Below are 20,316 nucleotides of genomic sequence, written 5' to 3' on the forward strand. Positions count from 1 at the left end.
ATGAAGGTAATGCGGGTCTATCCGGCCAAGCCGGCCGATGTCTATCTCTACGCCACCTGTCTGGTGGACCTGTTCGACCCGGTGGCGGGGCTCGATGCCATCGCCCTGATCGAGCGGGAAGGGATAAGGGTGCACTTTGTCGAGAAGCAGACCTGCTGCGGTCAGCCGGCCTACACCTCGGGTCACGAGGAGGAGGCGCGCCAGGTGGCGAAAAGCCAGATGGCGCTATTCCCCGAGCCCTGGCCCGTGGTGGTGCTGTCGGGCTCCTGCGGCGGCATGATGCACCACCACTATGCTCGCCTCTTCCCGGACAGCTCCGAGGTGGCGGCGTTTTGCGAGCGGGTGTTCGAGCTCACCGAGTTTCTGGCCCGGGTCTGCCGGGTGCGCTGGCGCGCAGTGGGGAAGGCGAGCATCGTCATGCACACCTCCTGCTCGGCCCGGCGCGAGATGCAGGTGCACACCACGGCCAGCAGCCTGCTGGGGCAACTCGATGGGGTCACCTTGCATGAGCAGGCCTACGAGAGCGAGTGCTGCGGCTTTGGCGGCACCTTCTCGGTGCGCTACCCCCACATCAGCCAGGCCATGGTGGAGGACAAGACTCGCCACCTGCTGGCCACCGGCGCGGACACCCTGGTGAGCGCCGACTGGGGGTGCCTCTTGAACATCAAGGGATCCCTGGCCTATCAGGGCAAGCGGCTTCCCGCCACCCATCTGGCCAGCTTCCTGCTCGCCCATAGCGAGCCGGTGGCTCAGGGCTTACAAGCGCAAAAACAGGGGGCTAATCATGAGTGATCACGCCAAGTATTCGCCGCGCCGCTTCCATCCCCAGGCCGAGGCGGCCCTGGCCGACCCCGTGCTGCGCCAGAACTTTCGCGGCGCCATGGATTACCTGCGCGGCAAGCGGCGGGACGCCTTCGCCGATCCGCAGGAAGAAGCGGCGGTGCGCGATGCGGCGGAGCAGATCCGCCAGCGCTGTCTCTCGCGCCTGCCGGCGCTGCTGGAACAGCTTGAGGCCAACTGCGAGCGTAACGGCATCCGGGTGCACTGGGCCCAGACGCCGGCCGAGGCCAACGCCATCATCCTCGGCATCGCCCAGCAACATGGGGTGAGCAGCATCGTCAAAGGCAAGTCCATGGTGAGCGAGGAGGTGGGCTTCAACCACGAGATGGCGCGCCACGGCATCCGCTGCCTTGAGAGCGACATGGGGGAGTTTATCGTCCAGCTCGACGGCGACACCCCGTCCCACATCATCATGCCCGCCATCCACAAGAACAAGCAGGAGGTGAGCGACACCTTCGCCGGCAATCTGGCGGATTTCACCCCCACCACTGACGTGGACGAGCTGATCCAGACCGGGCGGCGGGCCCTGCGCGAAGAGTTTCGCCGCGCCGGCATGGGGCTCTCCGGCGTCAACTTCGCGGTGGCCGAAACCGGCAGCCTGTGTCTCGTCGAGAACGAGGGCAACGGGCGCATGTGCACTACTGTGCCGAAAGTGCACGTGGCCATCACCGGCATCGAGAAGGTGGTGGAATTTTTAAGCGACGTGCCGCCCCTTTACAGCGCCCTGACCCGCTCGGCCACCGGCCAGGCCATCACCACCTATTTCAACGTCATCAGCGGCCCGCGCCGGGCAGGGGAGCTGGACGGCCCGGACGAGGTGCACCTGGTGCTGCTCGACAACGGCCGCAGCCAGGCTTACCGGGACGAAGAGCTGCGCAAGACCTTGCAGTGCATCCGCTGCGGCGCCTGCATGAACCACTGCCCGGTCTACACCCGCATCGGCGGCCACGCCTACGGCACCATCTACCCGGGCCCCATCGGCAAAATCATCTCCCCCCATCTGCTGGGGCTGGAAAGCACGAGCGATCTGGTGACCGCCTCCAGCCTGTGCGGTGCCTGCGGCGAGGTGTGCCCGGTGCGCATCCCCATTCCCGACATGTTGCTGCGCCTGCGCCGGGAGGCCAAGCACGACGCACAGCCCGGTCACGAACCGCTGGCGGGGCAGGGGGCGGCCAGGAGCCGGCTCGAGACCCTCGCCATGCAGGGCTTTGCCTTTGCCGCCACCCACCCGCGCCTCTATCACGCCGCGACCGGTGTGGCCGGTCGCCTGCGGGGGCTGATGCCCAAACATCTGGGCCCCTGGACCCAGTGCCGCGAAGCTCCCAAACCCGCCCCCCAGAGCCTGCACGCCCTGCTGCGCCAGAAGAAGAAGGAGTCCTGAGATGTCGAGCAAAGAGGCCATATTAAGCCGCCTGTGCGGCGCCGCCACCCCCATTGCCCACGCCCCCCATGGCTGGCAGCCCTGGCGCGGGGAAGATGACAACGCGCGGCGTGAGCGCTTTCTTGGCATGATCACCGCCAGCCACGCCGAGATCCTCACCGTCAAGGAGGCGACCCTGGCCCAGGATCTGGCCGCCTGGCTGGATGAAGAGGGAGTGACGCATCTGGCCTGTGGCCAGGGCGGCCGCTGGCAGGCGGCGGTCGCGGCCGCCAACGCCGGGCGCTCTGTGTTGACCCCGGCGGGGGAGTTCGCCGGCTGGAAAGACGAGCTGTTTGACGTCTGTCAGGCTGGCATCACCCACTGCGCGGGGGCCATCGCCGATACCGGGACGCTGGTGTTGCTGCCGGATAGCGGTGAGCCGCGCACCCTATCCCTGGTGCCACCCTGCCATATCGCCCTGCTGGCGGCCTCCACCATCGCCGACAACCTGGCGGGGCTGGTGGAGGCCGGGCGCTGGCAGCAGGCCATGCCCACCAATCTGTTGCTGGTCTCCGGCCCCTCCAAGACCGCCGACATCCAGCAGACTCTGGCCTACGGCGCCCACGGCCCGAGTCGCCTCTTGGTGGTGCTGGTGGAGGATTGCTGATGCGCTGGAATGAATTTGATGCCGCCGTGCTTGAGCGCATTCCGCCGGAGCGGCTGGTGAGCGATCCGGATTTGCGCCTCGCCCACGGCACGGACGCCAGCTTCTACCGGCTGGTGCCCGAGCGCATCGTGCGCCTCGACTCCCTCGATGAGGTGCGCTTCGTGCTGGCGGTGTGCCGCGAATTGAACCTGCCGTGCACCTTTCGCGCCGCCGGCACCAGCCTCTCGGGCCAGGCCCTGAGTGATTCGGTGCTCATCACCCTGACCGACAGCTGGCGCGGCCATCGCATTCTGGACGAGGGCGAGCGCATCGCCCTGCAACCCGGGGTGATCGGCGCCGATGCCAACCGCTATCTGGCCCCCTTGGGCCGCAAGATTGGGCCGGATCCCGCCTCCATCAATGCCTGCAAGCTGGGTGGCATCGCCGCCAACAACGCGAGCGGCATGTGCTGCGGCACCGCCCACAACAGCTATCACACTCTGCACGCCATGACCCTGCTGCTGGCCGATGGCACCGTGCTGGAGAGTGGCGATCCCCACAGCCGCGCCGCCTTTGCGGCCAGGCGCCCGGAGCTGCTTGCTGGGCTCGCCGACCTGCGCGCCGAGGTGCTGGCGAACGCTGAGCTTGCCGCCAAAATTCGCCACAAGTACCGGCTCAAGAACACCACCGGCTACGCCATCAATGCCCTGCTCGACCATGAGGACCCCGTCGATATCCTCACCCACCTGATGATCGGTTCGGAGGGGACCCTCGGCTTTATCGCCGAGGTGGTGCTCGATACCGTGCCCGAATACTCCCACAAGGCCTCGGCCCTGCTGGTGTTCCGGGACGCCGAGCAGGCGTGTCTGGCCACCTCGCGCCTGAAAAGTGCGCCGGTGGCGGCGGTGGAGCTGATGGATGGACGCTCCCTTCGCTCGGTGGCGGGCAAGCCCGGCCTGCCGGACTTTATCAAGACGCTGGATCTGGCTGCCTGCGCCCTGCTTGTCGAGGTGCATGGGGAATCGAAAGAGGCGCTGGTCGATCGCTGCGAGCAGGTGACGGCCATGGCCGCCGAATTCGCCCAGGTCGCCTCTGTGCCCTTTACCGGCGACAGTGCCGGGCTCTGGGCCATTCGCAAGGGGCTCTTCCCGGCGGTGGGGGCGGTGCGCACCACCGGCACCACCGTCATCATCGAGGATGTCGCCTTTCCCATCGAGCGTCTGGCGGAGGGGGTGGCGGGGCTGCAGCAACTGTTCGATCGCTTCGAATACGGTGAGGCCATCATCTTCGGCCATGCGCTGGAGGGGAACCTGCACTTCGTCTTTACCCAGGGATTTGACGATCCGGCGCAGGTGGCCCGCTACGGCGCATTTATGGATGCAGTGGCCGAGCTGGTCGCCGTGCGCTTTGGCGGGTCGCTCAAGGCCGAACACGGCACCGGCCGCAACATGGCCCCCTATGTGGAGCTGGAATGGGGGCCGGAGGGGATGGCGCTGATGCGCCGCATCAAGGCGCTGCTCGACCCCGACGGCCTGCTCAATCCCGGCGTCATCATCAACGATGACCCCAAGGCTCACCTGGCCCACCTCAAGCCCATGCCGGCGAGCGATGCCATCGTGGATCCGTGCATCGAATGCGGCTTTTGTGAGGCGGTCTGCCCCTCGCGCACCCTGTCCCTCTCGCCGCGTCAGCGCATCGTGCTCTATCGCGAACTGGCCCGCCGCAATCGTGCCGATGAGCCCTCCAACCAGCTGGCCCGCCTGTTTGACTATCAGGGTATCGACACCTGCGCCGCCACCGGGCTCTGCGCCGATCGCTGTCCGGTGGGAATCAACACTGGCAGCCTGATCAAGAAGTTGCGCGCTGACAAGTACCGGCGCTTCGTGCCCATCGCCCGCTGGAGCGCCGATCACTTCGCCGGTGTCACCCGCACGGCCCGCGGGGCCCTCGGCCTCAAAAGGATTGCCGGTAAGCTGTTGGGAGACAAGGCTCTGGCAGGATTGGTGAACGGGGTTCGCCATCTGAGCGGCCAGCGCACACCCGCCTGGCTGCCGACCCTGCCGGGGCCAAGTCGCTACCAATGGTCGCCAGGGGAGGGGAGCCATGACGGATCCGGTGAGCGCGCCCTGGTTTATCTGCCGTCGTGTGCCAGCCGGGTATTCGGCCAGCAGGAGGAAGCTCCGTCACTGCCGGACGTGGTGTTATCTCTGCTCAAGAAGGCGGGCTGCCGGGTGATAGTGCCGCAAGGCATTGAGGGGCTCTGCTGCGGCATGCCCTATGACAGCAAGGGGATGGTCGAGGTGGCTGCCGCCAAGCGCAGTGAGCTGGCTGAGGAGTTGTGGCAGGCAAGCGAACAGGGGCGCTGGCCCGTGCTGCTCGACACCAGCCCCTGCGTGCAGCGACTGCTCTCGGGGGCACTCGGCAAGGGGCTGCGGGTGTTCGAGCCCTCCGCCTTTGTGCTGGAACACCTGCTACCCCATCTTGAGCTGACCCCCATCGACGAGACCGTCATGCTCCATATCACCTGCAGCAGCCGGCGCATGGGGCTGGGGGAGACCATGCTGGCGGTGGCCCGCGCCTGTGCCCGCGAGGTGATCGTGCCAGAGCATATCCAGTGCTGCGGCTTTGCCGGCGACAAGGGGCTGATGACCCCGGAGCTCAACGCCGTCGCGCTCGCCAGCCTGCCTGCTCAAGTGCCCAGGGATTGCCGTCAGGGATTCAGCAACAGCCGCACCTGTGAAATGGGGCTCAGCCAGCACGCTGGCATTCCCTATCACAGCATCCTCTATCTGGTCGATCAGGCGGCGAAATAAGAAAACAACAACGGCAGGATAAAAAAATCCTGCCGTTGTTGGAGACGTTAAACGCCTGGGGCGTTACTCCAAGGAGTTGCTGCGCGTCATAATTGTGTGCGTCAAGCCCCTGCCGGTGAGCAGTTACCGCGGGTGCTGATGCAGCTGGGCCGACTCGGCCAGCATATCCTGCCCTAGTATGTGGCTCTATCGGCTGTGTGCCTTCATCATCATGCCGCGCCAGCACCATCAGGAGTCGCGCAACCTCTTTGTGCGCGAGGCCCGCAAGCTCTGCCAGAAAGAGTTCAAACGCTGGTTCCGCCTCGCCACCGAGGTCAACCCGCTGATGCGTTATTTTCGCGAACGCTCCCTGCCCATTCCCACCCTCTATGTGATGGGGGAGGAGGATCATATGTTTCTGGCACCGGTGCGCGAACAGGTGGCCCGCGATGCCAGCTCCTCGCTGGCGGTTATTGAACAGTGTGGCCATGTCTGCAATGTGGAGCAGCCGGAGCTGTTTAATCGTCGTACGCTGGCGTTTATTCAATCGCTTGGTGTGAAGAAATAATCCATTTCTATGATTTCTTGGGGGGGCAGACTAAATAAGTCCCCAAAGGTGTGAATTGTACTGGGGACTTATTTTATGATAAAAAATCAAGGTGCTATTTGTTTTTTTATCTAACTATCGATTATCATAACCAATATATGAAACTACATTCAATAATGCTTCAGCCAATTCTTTGGCTTGTTGTTTAGTTAAATGAATTGTATTTTTATGACCTTCTTGGAGTTCTATTCTTAGAAATATTTGATCGTCACCAAAGTAATTTGTACGAAATAGTTCTAGACTTGTTTGTGGTTTGGATTTATCTGCTCGGCCGTCGTCATTAGCAGGATAAAAATCATCTTCAAAAAATGTAGTAGTGGACATATTTTTCCAAATGTTGTTATGTGATATATAAATGGGTAAGTGATTGTTCAGTCTTTGATAATAAATAGGTGGGTATACACTGTTTCTAAGCTAGATGTTAGCCAATGTATACATCATTCCAATGATGACAGTAATTGGTTTATGATGCCTTTATCATATACTTACAAAAATGTTGAAATTTCACTTGTCATCAGTAATAACTTATCAATTTAATAACGATTACTTTTCTAGGGAGATGTAGTTATGCTTTCCGTGCTCTGGACATCGTAAATTCTACCTGAAAAGTGAGATTTTAATCTGTGGTCGAGTAAGGCTTTAAATATATCGGGGCATGTTTCGATAGTCGGTGTAATTTTGCCGTTACTATCAATATTTATGTTCAATCCGAAGTTTGAATATTCAGCCCTTAGATTATCCATAAAAACAGGGTCTAAATAGTTTTGTTTTTGTCGAATTGCAGATGCCCGGCGAAGTTGAATAGCATTATTTCCGACGTATGTTCTTAATATATCCACGCTAGTGAAAATATCACTAAATGTCGACTCTGAAAGTAGGTCTGAAAAATCAGCTGTATGCGCAGCCTTGTAATTAACTATAGACTCAAAATGACGTTTATTAGAGATAAAGAGATGGTCGTTACAAATGAAAAAGTCAAAGTTTTTTGCCAAGTTAAAAGTTGGCGAATCATCAATTTCTAAAATATTAGACCTGAAAAGGGTGTTAATTGCTCCACTGCGTTTCTTTGTTTTCCAGCTGTCATCAGATTTCTTTACACAGTAGAGATTGCCAGTCGGACAAGAAAACTTTACTGCATAAAAAGCTGCATTTTGCATTTTTTTAATGTTTGTAACTTGCTTTGCTGGTGTTTGATCTAACGACTCTGAGATAATTATATCCGCATGTGTTTCGATAGTCGGAATTCGTAAAGCGCTGCCCTCATTGTTTTGAGCCAGCAAGCTATATTCTATAGTTTCAGTGATGGCCTGGCGACAAATAATAGCTGTATCTTTTAATTTGGTGATAACATTGTCGCTTAAACTAACCCAGTAACTACTGAGTTTTATTTGAGGGGGCTGTCCAGTAGTTGATTTTTTGAAAACCCATAAATTGACTTGAGAGTTTTGAATGTCAAAACTATGAAAATCATTAATATTTGCCACGGGCTATACCTTTTTGATAATTATGTCTTGAATTGTTTCTATTTCACTGATCTTATTTGTTTCAAATTCTACACACCCCAGGGCCTTACCTACTAAGTCGTTAGAACTACCTATGAAGCTGTATTTTACTTCGTATAGCTTCCATCCAAGTGCAATCAGTATTGGGTTGAGTATTATTTGGCCTGACTTGTATGATAACCAGAAAAGCCAGATAAGGAATATAAGAAATCCAATAAACTTACTTGTCTCTGAATATTGAATGCTCATGAAAGAGACGATGTACGGTAATACATAGTTCATTAGATCAGTTGGTATGTGTTTTACTTCTTTAATTAGAATTTTTTGTGATGGAGTTTTAATCTTTAACGTGATAACCGTTATGATAAAGCAAATTAAACAAATGAGGAAAAAACCGATTGATAAAGTTGGGTTAGAAAATGGGATTTCACACTTGCTAATCTGAGTGATGGGTTGCGAACAAAAGTTGGTTTTCATCATATCATATTTAAAATCTTGAGATAAAAGAATCATGCTCAAAGGTAAATATGAACCAGTGAATATTATACTTGCAGGGATTAGTCTTAGTTCCATAGTATTATCACGTTAGTTACAATATGTGGATAATATATAGGCTATTTATAAACCTAGTTTATTTGTGTATATATTTCTTTAAAAAAGATAGCTACCGCACGGGGTTACAGCTCCCCGAGTGCTGCTTTTAACCAGATTGAAAATGGGTAAATCATGGGCTGACCTCGGCTGCTTTTGGGACTGTGAGGGCCGGATGAGTAAGGTATCAAACACCGACCAATTAAAGTGAGCAAAAAGTTAGTTATCGCTCGGATTTTGAAAGGTTTTTTGACGAGGATCAGACTTGAACCAAGTTGGCAGCGGGTTGAGTGGGTAAGGGGAGTTCAATAAATAAACAGATAAGGCATCCTTGACGACTGGCGCCAAGTGACAGAAATGGCTGGGCAATATCACGGTTATGCCCTGTTATAAGGGCTATGGGTTTCGGGTCATCGAGCAGACCGGCCACGTTTGTCGAGGGGGCTCAGTAGCCGGTCATCTCCAGATAGCCAACGCCCTTGGCATCTCCCGAAACGGACACCGCCCCCTCCCAGTAGTCAAAGCGCCCCGTCATGGCCTGATCGGGCTGGCGGGCTCGGATGGTGAGCCTCATATCGCCGGCTGCCAGCTGCCACTCGACGGGGTAGGGTTGCCCTTTGGGGCCGCGCCAGGTTTTGCCGGGGGTGAGGCGGATCTGCGCAGGACCCAGCACCCGGCTGCTGCCGTCCCGTTCAATCAGGATGCCGTAGCGGTTCTCCGGCTTGTTTTCTGGATTGGCGCGGTCAGCCTTGGTGCGCAGGCGAAACAGCATCAGCTCGCGGCCATCTTCAAATTGCAGCGAAAACCAGTCCCAGCCCGATTGCCACTGGGCCAATACCGAGCTGCTCCACTCATGATCAAACCAGCCCTCACCGCTGACGTTGCGGGTCTCCCCATCCAGGGTCAGCGTGCCGCTGATGGTCAGGCGCGGGTAGGAGTAGTAGAAGGAGGCGTTGCCCGGGCTCTTCTCGCTGTAGCCCTGTTTGCCCTGCAGCACCACCGGCTTGGCGGCGCTCACCTGCAAATCAAGATCCCCTGCCTTGCTCTGCACCTTGAGGGTGGCAGGAAAAAGCGATTCCCTTTGAGAGGCCAGCACCCACTTTTTGAGCCAATACTCGCCGCCGCTTTGTGGGAAAACTGGGTGGAGAAATGGAAGAGAGCAATGCCGGGCATGATGTGATGCGTTCGAAACCGGGAGAACTGTCGCGCGTTTGACAAAGGGAAAGGGTAGGGGAAGCTCCCTCTCATCCGAGAGGGAGCTTCCCCGCACGTATCAGGCTCGTTCTATGAGGGATCGATGTTGAAGATGAAAAGGACTTCACCGTTTCCGGAATTTCCGGCATAGGAAGTCGGGGCGTTGCTGTCCGTCGTGGTTGAAGGCATCGCATAACTGCCGCCTCCACCCCCCCCGTAGCATCGGTAAGCGTCCTTAGAGTACATGCCATCTATGGTTCCACTGCCGCCGCCGCCGTAGCCACCGCCACCGCCGCCACCGCCGCAGCTGGCCGGGTTACCGCCCTCACCACCTTTCCCGGCATTGACCGCCAGATCGGGTCCACCATTGATCCAGCCCTTTGAACCTTCGGAGCCTGACCCTCCCGACGCGCCGCCGAAACCCTGATATCCAGCGTGATAACCGCCGCCGCCGCAGGCCACCCCCTCCGCACAGCCAGTTCCGCCACCGCCCAGACCGTTCACTGAATTATCCAAACCATCAAAAAACGCGTCTGTGCCTACGCCGGTTGCCGACTTGCCAACCTGGCTTGAATACGCGAAGCCACCGTTGCCACCACCGCCGCCTTGCATGGAACCGCTGAAGATAGAGCTACCCTCGCCGCCACCGCCGCCACCACCGCCGATCAGAACAATCTCGCTGTGTGGCAGGGCACCGTCCGGCTCAACGCTTGCCACGATCGTGGAGGCACCACCGGCCCCTCCGCTGCTATCGTGACTTCCCGCTTGCCCCAGGTAGTAGTAGAAAATCGCGTTTCCGAAAATATTTGCATACTCGGTGCCGGTGGTGACCGTCTGGGCAAAGCCTCCTTTGCCGCCGGCTCCCGACCCTCCGCCAAATGAATTGTTAGTGCCGTTACCTCCTGCGGCACCGATAGCCTGTATCCACAGGGTCGTATTCTCGTCTACGGCGCTGTTGAGGGCGCTTGCCTGGGTGATGATGTTGGTCCAGAGAATCGCTTGATTGCAGCTGGTGTTCAGGGTGCACATCACCTGGCTTGAATTGCCGGATGCCATGGAACAGGTTGCATCGCAGGTGTCGATAGCGTACGCAACCGTTCCGCCCAGGGCGAAATTTTTCATTGCGGTGTGCGTCTGGCCTGCATCATCCGTGACGGTCAGCGTCGCCTGGTAGTTCCCCGAAACGTCCTTGACACCGTTGGTTGAGGCGGTATCGGCGTAGGGATGAATTTTGAGCGGCCCCTGGTCCAGCCAGTCCTGAATGGTAACCGGCCCATAGACGGTTTCGTCCGTATCCAGGTTTTTTACCGTGTAGGTGTGAGAAACCAGTTTTCTCTCACCGCTTGCAACGGAAAGAGTTCCATCGAGTTCCATTCGGCCGGGCACGTTAGGCGATTCCATTGCCGTCAGTTGCGCAGTCGGAGCGTTGTCACTTGCGTCACTTTCGTTACTTCCGTAACAGCCCTGCAGTACGCCCATGAAGCAGGCCAGCGTGATGAAGAGCACCACGTCTGCCGGTTTCGATGAATGGGCGACATTCGTCAACCCTGTGTACAGGCGATGGATCCGTCCTAAAAAAGCGGGTGATAAAGACATTCAGTTTCCTCCTCGTTCTTCCATGTTTTGCCGGTCGTTGTAAAGATATTGCATCGGCAAGGAAGGATTGATATGGCCATTTCATTTCCATAAATGGTCTTTTTTGACAAAAAATGAGTCAATCCAAGTTTCTTCTGTACGACTTACTAAAAAAGCCCTCCGTGCTCGTAAGTTAATGATTTCCTTGTAAGTCAATGTGCGAAATATAGAGTTCCCCTTGGATTTCATCAAGGGTGACCGCGTAACCTTGGTGCACAGGCGATTCGAATTCCACGAATTCACCGCCAATGAAAACTAAATAGCTGATCCTAATTTTCAAGGCCTTCCAGCCCGCACAGGGTGTATCAGTTCACCAAGCGATAGAGTGATGAACGGGCTGCTGCGGTGAGTCGAGAAACAGCCGAAATACTGTGCCCATCGGCTAGTAGCAAGATGGCGCTGAGTCGCCGGTAGTGTTCCTTGTCTTTGGCCCTGTGTATCAAACAGATGGTCCGGCGTCGCTCAGCTCGGTTGGGGGAGTGATAGCATCATGTCGGGCTCGGCTCGTTTGTCGTTTGGTTGGTTTGGCAATTGATCAGATCGCACAAACGACGCCGGGCACCCTTCTTCCCCAGACAAGTGATCTACTGTTCTGAACGGTTATTTAGCCGGGCGCAGGTGTCGGCAACGTCGCCAGCTTAGTAGCCAGTCATCTCCAGATAGCCGACGCCCTTGGCATCTCCCGAGACGGACACCGCCCCTTCCCAGTAGTCAAAGCGCCCCGTCATGGCCTGATTGGCTTGGCGGGCACGGATCATCAGGTTCAAATCGGCGGCTGCCAGTTGCCACTCGATGGGGTAGGCTTGCCCCTTGGGGCCGCGCCAGGTCTTGCCGGGGGTAAGGCGGATGTGATCTGGGCTCAGCACCCGGCTGCTGCCGTCCCGCTCAATCAGGATGCCGTAGCGGTTTTCTGGCTTGTTTTCGGAATTGGCGCGCCCTGCCTTGGTGCGCAGGCGAAACAGCATCAGCTCGCGGCCATCGTCAAATTGCAGCGAAAACCAGTCCCAGCCCGATTGCCACTCGGCCAATACCGAGCTGCTCCACTCGTGATCAAACCAGCCCTCTCCGCTGACGTTGTGGGTCTCGCCATCCAGGGTCAGGGTGCCGCTGATGGTCAGGCGCGGGTAGGAGTAGTAGAAGGAGGCGTTGCCCGGGCTCTTCTCGCTGTAACCCGCTTTGCCCTGCAGCACCGCCGGCTTGGCGGCGCTTACTTTCAAATCAAGATCCCCCGCCTTGCTCTGCACCTTGAGGGTGGCGGGAAAAAGTGATTCCCCTTGAGAAGCCAGCACCCACTCTTTGAGCCAATACTGGCCGCCGCTGGCACCGGCGAGCCCTGGCCCCTGGCGGCTGGTGCGCTCGTCCTGCTGGTGGCTGCCTTTGCTCACATCCGTGATGGCGAACTGGGCCAGCCAGAGCTGGGGGGTGAGCCAGGGGTTGTCGGATGTTATCTCCTGCTCGATGCCTTGGCGAAACAGGGTCCACTGCATGCCGTAGCCGCGCCCCTGCTCGTCTTTCAGGTTGCCGGTGAGATACCACCACTCGGAGCGGTAGTCGGGATGGGCAGCGTGATCTGCGGGCAGGCGGATGGAGTGACCCGGCAGGGCCTTTTTGAAGTGATCGCTGCCGCCACCAAGGATGCTCCCCAGATCGTTGGCCTGCGCGTGGCCGCTTATGGCAATAAGCGGGATCAAGCGGGCTGCAAGCCACAGGGCCCGTAAAGAGGGCAAGATTCCCCTCACCCTGGCCCTCTCCCGAAGGGAGAGGGGATGGTTCGCGGCAGCTCTCTGCGCTTCTCTGCGCTGAATCAAGGGCGGTGACAGGGATCTGGTCAATGGGAACGTCAAGCCATGGCTGAGCCAGTGCGCAAACCGATATTTCATACCACTCTCCTTGCGGCGTACCAGGAGGCGAGCGCCCCGCACACCGGCGCCAGCAGAAGCGCCGTGACGGCGTGCAGGGGGGCGGCCTCGAAGGCCAGCCGCCAGCCGAAGGCGCGGGGGTTGACCACCTCAATCAGCACCCAGGCAAGGCCATAGCCCACCGGCAGGGCCAGCAGCGCGGTGAGCAGCCCGAGACCCGCCCCCTGCCACACCAGCAACCGGCGGCAGTGGCGCGGGCCTACGCCTAAGCTCTGCAGAGTCTGCAACTCGCCGCGCCGGGCGAGCCCCAGCACCATAAAGGCCGAGCCGATGCCGACGAAGGCGATCCCCAGAATGAGCAACTTCAATAGCTCGGTCACCACGAAGGTCTGGTCGAACACCCTGAGGGCGGCGGCGTGGATGGCGGGGGCGGGCAACAGGTTCACCCGCTCGCCAAACTGGGCCCGCAGGCGATCGGCGAGGCGATCAACGTGCTGGCTGAAGAGAGCCAGGGATTGCACCTTGCCCCCTTCGAAGGCGTGCAGTATCTGCCCCTTGTCGCTGCCGTAATCCTGATAGACGCCGGTGACGGTGAGTGCCCTTGGGCCCTGCTCGCCGGTGACTTCGAGTGTCTGCCCCACCCTGACCCCGAGGCGCACTGTCAGCGGTTCGCTCGCCAGCACCTCGGCGGGGGCGGCGGGCCAGCGTCCGGCCAGCAGCGGATAGGCGGCTTTGAGCTCGGGGATAAAGTCCATCTGCGCCCACTCGATGGGCTGCCCCTGCCAGCGGGCCGGGTGCACCGAGCGGCGCGAGGCGGCGCGCACGTCCGGCGCGGCGAGTATGGTGGTGAGGGTCTGCTCGCTCAAGGCGCCCTTGCTGCCGGCCACCCCCTTGGGGGCGGTGACGTAGAGATCGGCGGCCAGGCGCTGGCCGAGCCAGATCTCCACGCTCGAGCGAAAGCTCGACACCATGACGCCGATGCCGATGGCTGCGGCGATGGCCAGTTGCAGCGCCATCACAGCAATGGCGGTGCGATCCAGGTGATAGAGGGTTTCGGCCACCCCGAGCCGGGCGCTGAGGGGGCCGCGCTCGCGTCGGCGCAGCCGGCCCAGCACGGCGCGCAGCACATCGGGCAGGGCGAGCGCCATGGCCAGCAGCCAGCCGCCGGCCACGAAGAGGGCGCCGCCCAGCCCGGTTTCTGGCCGCCATAGACACAGGGCGCAGAGCAGCAAGATGGCGATGGCGAGCCCCCGACGTTGCCAAGGGTGAGCCGGCGGGCGGCTGTTGCCTTCTCGCAGCTCAAGGGGGGATTGGCGCAGCAGTTGCCACCAGCCGGGCAGGTTGGCGGCAAGGGTGCCAGCTAGGCCTATCAGCAGCGCCTTGATGAGACTTGCGGGGGAGAGGCGCAGCAGATCGATGGGGTTGGGGCCATAGAGATCGGCCAGCGCCTGGGTGAGCTGCCCCATCAGGGCGAGGGCCAACAGGCTCCCCAGCAGCAGCCCGAGCAGGGTGCCGATGCTGGCGAGGATCAGGATCTCCAGGGTCAGCCAGCGCAGCAGCCGGCGTGGTGGCATGCCGAGGATAATGAGCTGGGCCAGTTGGGGGCGGCGCACGCTCTGCACGAAGCGCTGGGCGTTGAACACCAAAAACAATCCCACCGCCATGGCGAGCAGGGAGAGGGCCGTGAGGTTGAGGGCCAGCGCATCGCCGAGCTGACTGGCATCGAGCGCCGGGCTGATGGGCTCAAGCCAGAGGGGCTGATGGGGGGCATAGGATTGCAGGGCCGCCTGCAAGGCTTTTTGCAAGGTATTGGCCTCGCCCTCGCTGAGCTTGAAGACGATGCGATCGAGCCGCCCTTCCTTGCCCAGCAGCGGCTGGGCGAGGCCGATGTCCGTCACCAGCAGCCGCTCCATGGGCACGGCGCCGGGCTCGAAGGTGCCGGCCAGGGTGAGGGTCAGCGGGCGGGGCGGCGCTCCTTCAGCGCCCCCCAGCACGAAGCGCCGGCTCTGGCCCGGTTGCCAGCCAAGGCGCTTGGCCTCGGGGGTAGCCAGCCAGACTCTGTCGGCGCGGGTGAGGGAGAAGGTGGGCTCTTTGTCCGGCGCGGCGCCAAACAGCCGGCGCAAGGGGCCGGGGTTGAACAGATCCATCCCCAGCAGCTGAAAACTGCGCCCCTGTTCATCTTGCAGCCAGCCGTGCAGCTGGGGCATGGCGTCGAGGTTTGGCTGGCTGCGCACCAGCGTCACATAGAGCTGCTCGTCCAGACCGCCGTCCGGCGCCAGCCGGTAGTTCGCTTCCCCCGCCAGCTGGCTGCGGGCGGCGACGAAGTTGGTGCGGGCGCTGTGGTTCAAAAGCTCGATGGCCACCACCAAAGAGACCCCGAGGGTGAGCCCGACCAGGCTCATCAACAGCAGCCAGGGATGAGCGCGATAGAGGCGCAGCAGCGCCTTGAGCGGCAGCGGCAGCATCACTGCCCTCCGTGGCGGGCGTCAGTCATAGCGGCGCCCCTTGAGCTCGACCAGTTGCCCCCCTTCGAGGCGCAGCACCCGATCCGCCAGGGCGCTGTAGGCTGGGTTGTGGCTCACCAGCAAGAGGCCGGCGCCGGTGCCCCGCACCGCCGCCATCATCAGCGCCATCACCTGCTCGGCGTTGTGTTCATCGAGACTTCCGGTGGGCTCGTCGGCGAGCAGCCACTGGGGTTGGTGAATGAGGGCGCGGGCCAGTGCCACTCGCTGACGCTGGCCGCCGGAGAGCTGCTCCGGCCAGGCGTGGCGCTTGTGGGCAAGATCGAGGCGCTCCAGCAGGCCGTCAATGCGCGTCTCATCGCGGGCAAGCTGGTTGATGGCAAGGGGCAGGGCGAGGTTCTCGGCCACGGTCAAAGTCGGCAGCAGGTTGAAGTCCTGATAGACGATGCCGAAATGGCGGCCGCGTAGGCGGGCCCGCTCGTCCGCCGACTGGTTGTCGAGGCGGGTCTCCCCCAGCCAGATCTCCCCCTCATCCGGGGGGAGCAGGCCGGCGATGAGGTTCAGCAGGGTCGACTTGCCACAGCCGCTCTGCCCCAGCAGCAGGGTGATCTCGCCGGCCGCCAGGGTCAGATCAAGGTGGTGAAACAGCGGCAGCCGTTCGCTGCCGTTATCGAAGCTCTTGCCGAGATTGCGCAGATTCAGCATGGGATAACCGGTTGATGGCCAATGGCTTTCATTACGTGCCCTCGGCTCGCCTCAGGATGAGTGCCACTATGCCAGTTAGTGATCAAGGCTGCAAAAGAGGTGAGGATCCTGGCTGGATCCCGCTCGCCTGTGGTGGTTAGAATAGGGGCCTCCATGGGTCACAGGATGCGCAAGGATGTTACACAAGCAAGTCAGTTTTATCGTCGACAGCAAGGGCGCCAAGCAGGCTGCCGTGGTCCCCATCGAGATTTACAACGAGCTGATGACCCTGCAAAAGGCGCTCTCCGACAACAAGCCGGGCGAGCGCGAGCTTTACCACTTCAACGGCAAGGGGGCCGAAGCCCACGGTTATCCGGTGGGCAAGCGGCAGAATCCCGGCTTCATGGTGCTGGCGGGCTCCACCGCCAACGGTGAGGATGCGGCTTCCCTGCGCGAGGCGGTGATCGAACTGCGCCAGGAGCTGCTGGGCAAGGGGATCCTGGCCCCGCGCAGCGAAGGGGGCTTTGTCTTTACCGCCGATCAGTTGTTCAACAGCCCGAGCCTGGCCGCGAGCCTGGTGGCGGGCAACAACCGAAGCGGGCTGGATGCCTGGCAGAACAGTGCCGGCTACACCCTCAAACGCTCGGGGTTTGGCAAGAAATAACCCTGATGGCAGGGGCAAGGAGCGCCGCCTGATCTTGCGCCCCTGATGCAAGCGTTCGCCCAGCCGGGCCTGGCGCGAGCAGGGAGAGGGCAGGGGGTGACCTCCCTGTCCACTGCCAGCATCAAAACCAGACGGTTTCCAAGAGAGGGGCCCCATGTCTGGATCTGCACGTCTGTTTTCTTCGGTCATCCTCGGCCTCTTCTGCGCCCCCGCGCTTGCCGACGGCGGCCCTCTGCCCATGACGCACACCGGCGCCGGCCTCTTTGCTCTGGCCATCTTCGCCCTGGCCTATGCCCTGGTGATGGCGGAGGAGTACCTGAAGCTGCGCAAGTCCAAGCCCGTGCTGGTGGCGGCCGGCATCATCTGGATCGTCATCGGTATCGTCTATGCCGGACAGGGGCAGAGCCCGCTGGCGGTGGCGGGATTTCGCCAAACGCTGCTGGCGTACGCCGAGCTGATGCTCTTCCTGCTGGTGGCCATGACCTATGTCAACGCCATGGAGGACCGGCTGCTGTTCGACGCCCTGCGCGCCCGCCTGGTACGCACCAGGCTCAGCCTGCGCTCGCTGTTCTGGCTGACGGGGATCCTCGCCTTCTTCATCTCCCCGGTGGTGGACAACCTCACCACGGCGCTCTTGATGTGCACTGTCGTGCTCCATGTGGCCAACGGGGAGCGCCGCTTCATCAACCTGGCCTGCATCAATATCGTGGTGGCGGCCAATGCGGGCGGCGCCTTCAGCCCCTTTGGCGACATCACCACCCTGATGGTGTGGCAGGCGGGCCAGGTGCCCTTCGAGCAGTTTCTGCTGCTGTTCGTGCCGGCCCTGCTCAACTTCCTGGTGCCGGCCACCCTGATGAGCCTGATGGTGCCGCGCCATGCCCCCACCATGAGCCACGAGCGGGTGGTGCTCAGACGCGGGGCCTTCACCATAGTGTTGCTCTTCCTGCTCACCATAGTGACCGCGGTCGCCTGTCATCACTTTCTGGCACTGCCCCCCGTGCTCGGCATGATGATGGGGCTCGGCTATTTACAGTTCTTCGGCTTCTACCTGCGCAAGACGCAGCCGGTCACCCTGGCCCGCGAGCGGGCGCTGTACGCGCGCACCGGCGACGAGGCCCGGCTGCTGCGCCTGGGCTCAATGGTGCCGTTCGACGTGTTCAACAAGATAGCCAAGGCGGAGTGGGACACCCTGCTCTTCTTCTACGGGGTGGTGATGTGCGTCGGCGGGCTCGGCTTCATGGGTTATCTGGCGCTCGCCTCCCAGCTGCTCTACCAGGGGGATCCGACCCTGGCCAACGTGGCCATCGGCCTGCTCTCCGCCCTTATCGACAACATTCCCGTGATGTATGGGGTCCTCTCCATGGAGCCGCAGATGAGCGCGGGGCAGTGGCTGCTGGTGACCCTGACCACTGGCGTGGGGGGCAGTTTGCTCTCCATCGGCTCGGCGGCCGGGGTGGCCCTGATGGGGCAGGCGAGGGGCATGTATACCTTCGTCGGCCACCTCAAGTGGTTGCCCGCCATTCTGCTTGGCTATATGGTCGGCATAGGGGCGCACCTGTGGCTCAACAGCGCCCTGTTCTGAGCGGGTGATCATGGAGAGACAGACAAGATGGGACAACTGTTCGAGGCGCTCTCGCCGCGCCATGTGGCCTTCATCGCGGCACAGAAGATCTTCTTTGTCGGCACGGCGGCCGCAGAGGGGACGGTCAATCTCTCCCCCAAGGGCGGGGACTCGCTGAGGGTCATTGACCCCCACACCCTGGCCTGGCTCAACCTGACCGGCAGCGGCAACGAGTCGGCGGCCCATGTGCTGCAACATCCGCGCATGACGGTGATGTTCTGCGCCTTCGAGGGGGCGCCGCTGATCCTGCGGGTCTATGGCCGGGCGCGGGTGCTGCACCGGAGTGATCCTGAGTGGTCGTCGTTCCTGGCACGCTTTCCCCAAAGCGTCGCGGCCCGCCAGATCTTCCTGCTGGACATAGAGTGCGTCCAGGCCTCCTGCGGCATGTCGGTGCCGCTGTATGAGTACCAGAGGGACAGGGAAGAGCTCGCCAACTGGTCCGAGCGCCAGGGCCGGGAGGGGATTGAAGCCTACTGGCGCAAGAAGAATCAGCTGAGCCTGGATGGGCTGGAGAGCGAGATCCTGGTGCGAAGCGGACTCTCACCGGACCCCTGAGGGACGCCGCGCACACGCAAGCGAACACAAAAAAGCCCTGTCCATGGACAGGGCTTGGTCATTCTTGGAGCCCTCAGGCGCGCTTGCCGGTCAGCAGCCAGTAGCAGAGCGCCGAGCCGAATCCGCAGCCGGCGATGGCGATGGCCATGGGCAGCGGCGATTCGGGGGGATTGAGGTTGACCAGCACCCCCACCAGGGCGCCGATGCCAAAGCGCAAGGTGCCCGCCAGCGCCGAGGCGGTGCCCGCGGACTGCGGGAAGTGGCCCATCAGGCCGGTCATGGCGTTGGCCCCCACCAGGCTGATGTGGCCGACAAACAGCACCACCGGAATGACGATGCCCCACAGGCCGCCGGTCTGGCTCGAGGCGTTGTAGATGAGCAGGGCGCCGGCCAGCGGCAGCACCAGCAGGCCGTACTGCAGCATGCGCTCGGCGCCCACCCCCTTCACCAGCCGGCTGTTGACGAAGGTGACCACCATCATCAGCAGGATGTTGAGGCCGAACAGCCAGCCATAGTGCTCGGTCGGCACCTTGAAGTACTCGATGTAGACATAGGGGGAGGCGCTGATAAAGGCGAACATGCCCGAGCTCGACAGGGCGCCGCACAGCACGTAACCCATGGCGCCGCGATGGGAGAGCACGCCCCAGTAGTTGCGCAGCACCTGGCCGAGGTTGAGGGGCTGCTTGTGCTCAGGCTTCAGGGTCTCCTGAATTTTCCACTGCATCACCAGGCAGATGAGCAGGCTGATCCCCATCAGCAGCCAGAAGATCACTCGCCAGTCGCTGTGGGCACTGATGTAGCCGCCCACCACGGGTGCGACCAGCGGGGCGAGCGTCATCACCAGGATCACGAACGACATGGCGCGGGAGAAGGCCTCCTTCTCGAACAGGTCGCGCAGCAGCGCATTGACCACCACAGAGCCGGCCGCCCCGCCGGCCGCCTGCAACATCCGATAGGCCAGGAGCTCCGGCAGGGAGTCCGCCATGGCGCAGCCCACCGAGGCGATGGCAAACATCACCAGCCCCGCCAGGATCACCGGTTTGCGGCCATAGCTGTCGGCGAGCGGGCCATAGAACAGCTGGCCGATGGCAAAGCCGCCGAGGAAGGCGCTGATGGTGAGCTGGGCGCCATCGATGCTGGTAGCCAGATCCCGGGCGATGGCCGGAATGGCGGGCAGGTACATGTCGACCGCGAGCGGCGTCAGGCCTGCCAGGGCGCCGAGCAGGATGAACAGGAAACGGGGGGAGAGGGGGGCGTGGGGCATAGGCTATCCAGTCTTGATGAGTGCGAAGTCAGGGAGTGAC

General features: G+C 60.8%; 14 protein-coding genes and 3 pseudogenes. 8 read left to right on the plus strand and 9 right to left on the minus strand.

Features of this window, described 5'->3' with window-relative positions:
* From AB5Y94_RS20320 to AB5Y94_RS20340, 5 genes and pseudogenes are all read left to right on the plus strand, one after another.
* A complete protein-coding gene (locus AB5Y94_RS20320) occupies window positions 1–792 on the plus strand; it encodes a (Fe-S)-binding protein (protein WP_368206701.1) in 792 nt (263 codons plus the stop codon).
* Window positions 785–2,221: a LutB/LldF family L-lactate oxidation iron-sulfur protein gene (locus tag AB5Y94_RS20325; protein ID WP_368206429.1), complete on the plus strand. Its 1,437-nt coding sequence runs from the start codon at window positions 785–787 to the stop codon at window positions 2,219–2,221. The genes AB5Y94_RS20320 and AB5Y94_RS20325 overlap by 8 nt, the downstream gene beginning before the upstream one ends.
* Window position 2,222: 1 nt before the next feature.
* On the plus strand, window positions 2,223–2,867 hold the full coding sequence (locus AB5Y94_RS20330; RefSeq protein WP_368206430.1) for a lactate utilization protein C: 645 nt from the start codon (window positions 2,223–2,225) through the stop codon (window positions 2,865–2,867).
* Window positions 2,867–5,659: an FAD-binding and (Fe-S)-binding domain-containing protein gene (locus tag AB5Y94_RS20335; protein WP_368206431.1), complete on the plus strand. Its 2,793-nt coding sequence runs from the start codon at window positions 2,867–2,869 to the stop codon at window positions 5,657–5,659. Before AB5Y94_RS20330 ends, AB5Y94_RS20335 begins: the two co-directional genes overlap by 1 nt.
* A 129-nt stretch (window positions 5,660–5,788) precedes the next feature.
* A pseudogene (locus tag AB5Y94_RS20340) lies at window positions 5,789–6,206 on the plus strand (alpha/beta fold hydrolase); the annotation flags it as partial.
* Window positions 6,207–6,320: 114 nt separating this feature from the next.
* Here AB5Y94_RS20340 and AB5Y94_RS20345 read toward each other — a convergent pair.
* The 8 genes and pseudogenes from AB5Y94_RS20345 to AB5Y94_RS20380 form a co-directional block, all read right to left on the minus strand.
* On the minus strand, window positions 6,321–6,569 hold the full coding sequence (locus tag AB5Y94_RS20345; RefSeq protein WP_329268441.1) for a hypothetical protein: 249 nt from the start codon (window positions 6,567–6,569) through the stop codon (window positions 6,321–6,323).
* Between the two features lie 227 nt (window positions 6,570–6,796).
* A complete protein-coding gene (locus tag AB5Y94_RS20350) occupies window positions 6,797–7,729 on the minus strand; it encodes a Kiwa anti-phage protein KwaB-like domain-containing protein (RefSeq protein WP_126882626.1) in 933 nt (310 codons plus the stop codon).
* A gap of 1,054 nt (window positions 7,730–8,783) precedes the next feature.
* Window positions 8,784–9,464: pseudogene (locus AB5Y94_RS20355) on the minus strand (lipocalin family protein); the annotation flags it as partial.
* A 158-nt stretch (window positions 9,465–9,622) separates the two neighbouring features.
* The gene (locus AB5Y94_RS20360; RefSeq protein ID WP_368206432.1) at window positions 9,623–11,128 is read right to left on the minus strand and encodes a hypothetical protein; all 1,506 of its coding nucleotides are present in this window, start codon (window positions 11,126–11,128) and stop codon (window positions 9,623–9,625) included.
* 347 nt (window positions 11,129–11,475) lie between these two features.
* Window positions 11,476–11,616, minus strand: a pseudogene (locus AB5Y94_RS20365) (IS630 family transposase); the annotation flags it as partial.
* Between the two features lie 189 nt (window positions 11,617–11,805).
* Complete coding sequence (locus AB5Y94_RS20370; RefSeq protein ID WP_368206433.1) at window positions 11,806–12,858, minus strand: lipocalin-like domain-containing protein; 1,053 nt, start codon at window positions 12,856–12,858, stop codon at window positions 11,806–11,808.
* Window positions 12,859–13,043: 185 nt separating this feature from the next.
* Window positions 13,044–15,491: an ABC transporter permease gene (locus AB5Y94_RS20375; RefSeq protein ID WP_368206434.1), complete on the minus strand. Its 2,448-nt coding sequence runs from the start codon at window positions 15,489–15,491 to the stop codon at window positions 13,044–13,046.
* Between the two features lie 21 nt (window positions 15,492–15,512).
* Entirely contained in the window at window positions 15,513–16,193 is a 681-nt protein-coding gene (locus AB5Y94_RS20380) for an ABC transporter ATP-binding protein (protein ID WP_368206435.1), read from the minus strand.
* A gap of 175 nt (window positions 16,194–16,368) precedes the next feature.
* On the opposite strand from AB5Y94_RS20380, the gene AB5Y94_RS20385 reads away from it, so the two are divergent.
* The 3 genes from AB5Y94_RS20385 (at window position 16,369) to AB5Y94_RS20395 (ending at window position 19,012) form a co-directional block, all read left to right on the plus strand.
* Window positions 16,369–16,836, plus strand: a complete 468-nt coding sequence (locus AB5Y94_RS20385) for a DUF4357 domain-containing protein (protein ID WP_005302024.1) — start codon at window positions 16,369–16,371, stop codon at window positions 16,834–16,836.
* 154 nt (window positions 16,837–16,990) lie between these two features.
* Entirely contained in the window at window positions 16,991–18,418 is a 1,428-nt protein-coding gene (gene nhaD, locus AB5Y94_RS20390; RefSeq protein ID WP_010633695.1) for a sodium:proton antiporter NhaD, read from the plus strand.
* A gap of 27 nt (window positions 18,419–18,445) precedes the next feature.
* Window positions 18,446–19,012 carry a pyridoxamine 5'-phosphate oxidase family protein gene (locus tag AB5Y94_RS20395; RefSeq protein ID WP_368206436.1) on the plus strand — a complete coding sequence of 189 codons (567 nt, stop codon included), beginning with the start codon at window positions 18,446–18,448 and terminating at the stop codon, window positions 19,010–19,012.
* Between the two features lie 73 nt (window positions 19,013–19,085).
* On the opposite strand, the gene AB5Y94_RS20400 is transcribed toward AB5Y94_RS20395, so the two are convergent.
* Complete coding sequence (locus AB5Y94_RS20400; RefSeq protein ID WP_195879209.1) at window positions 19,086–20,276, minus strand: Bcr/CflA family multidrug efflux MFS transporter; 1,191 nt, start codon at window positions 20,274–20,276, stop codon at window positions 19,086–19,088.
* Window positions 20,277–20,316: the final 40 nt, after the last annotated feature.

Source organism: Aeromonas sp. s5, assembly GCF_040907865.1.
Classification (GTDB): Bacteria; Pseudomonadota; Gammaproteobacteria; order Enterobacterales; family Aeromonadaceae; genus Aeromonas; species Aeromonas dhakensis.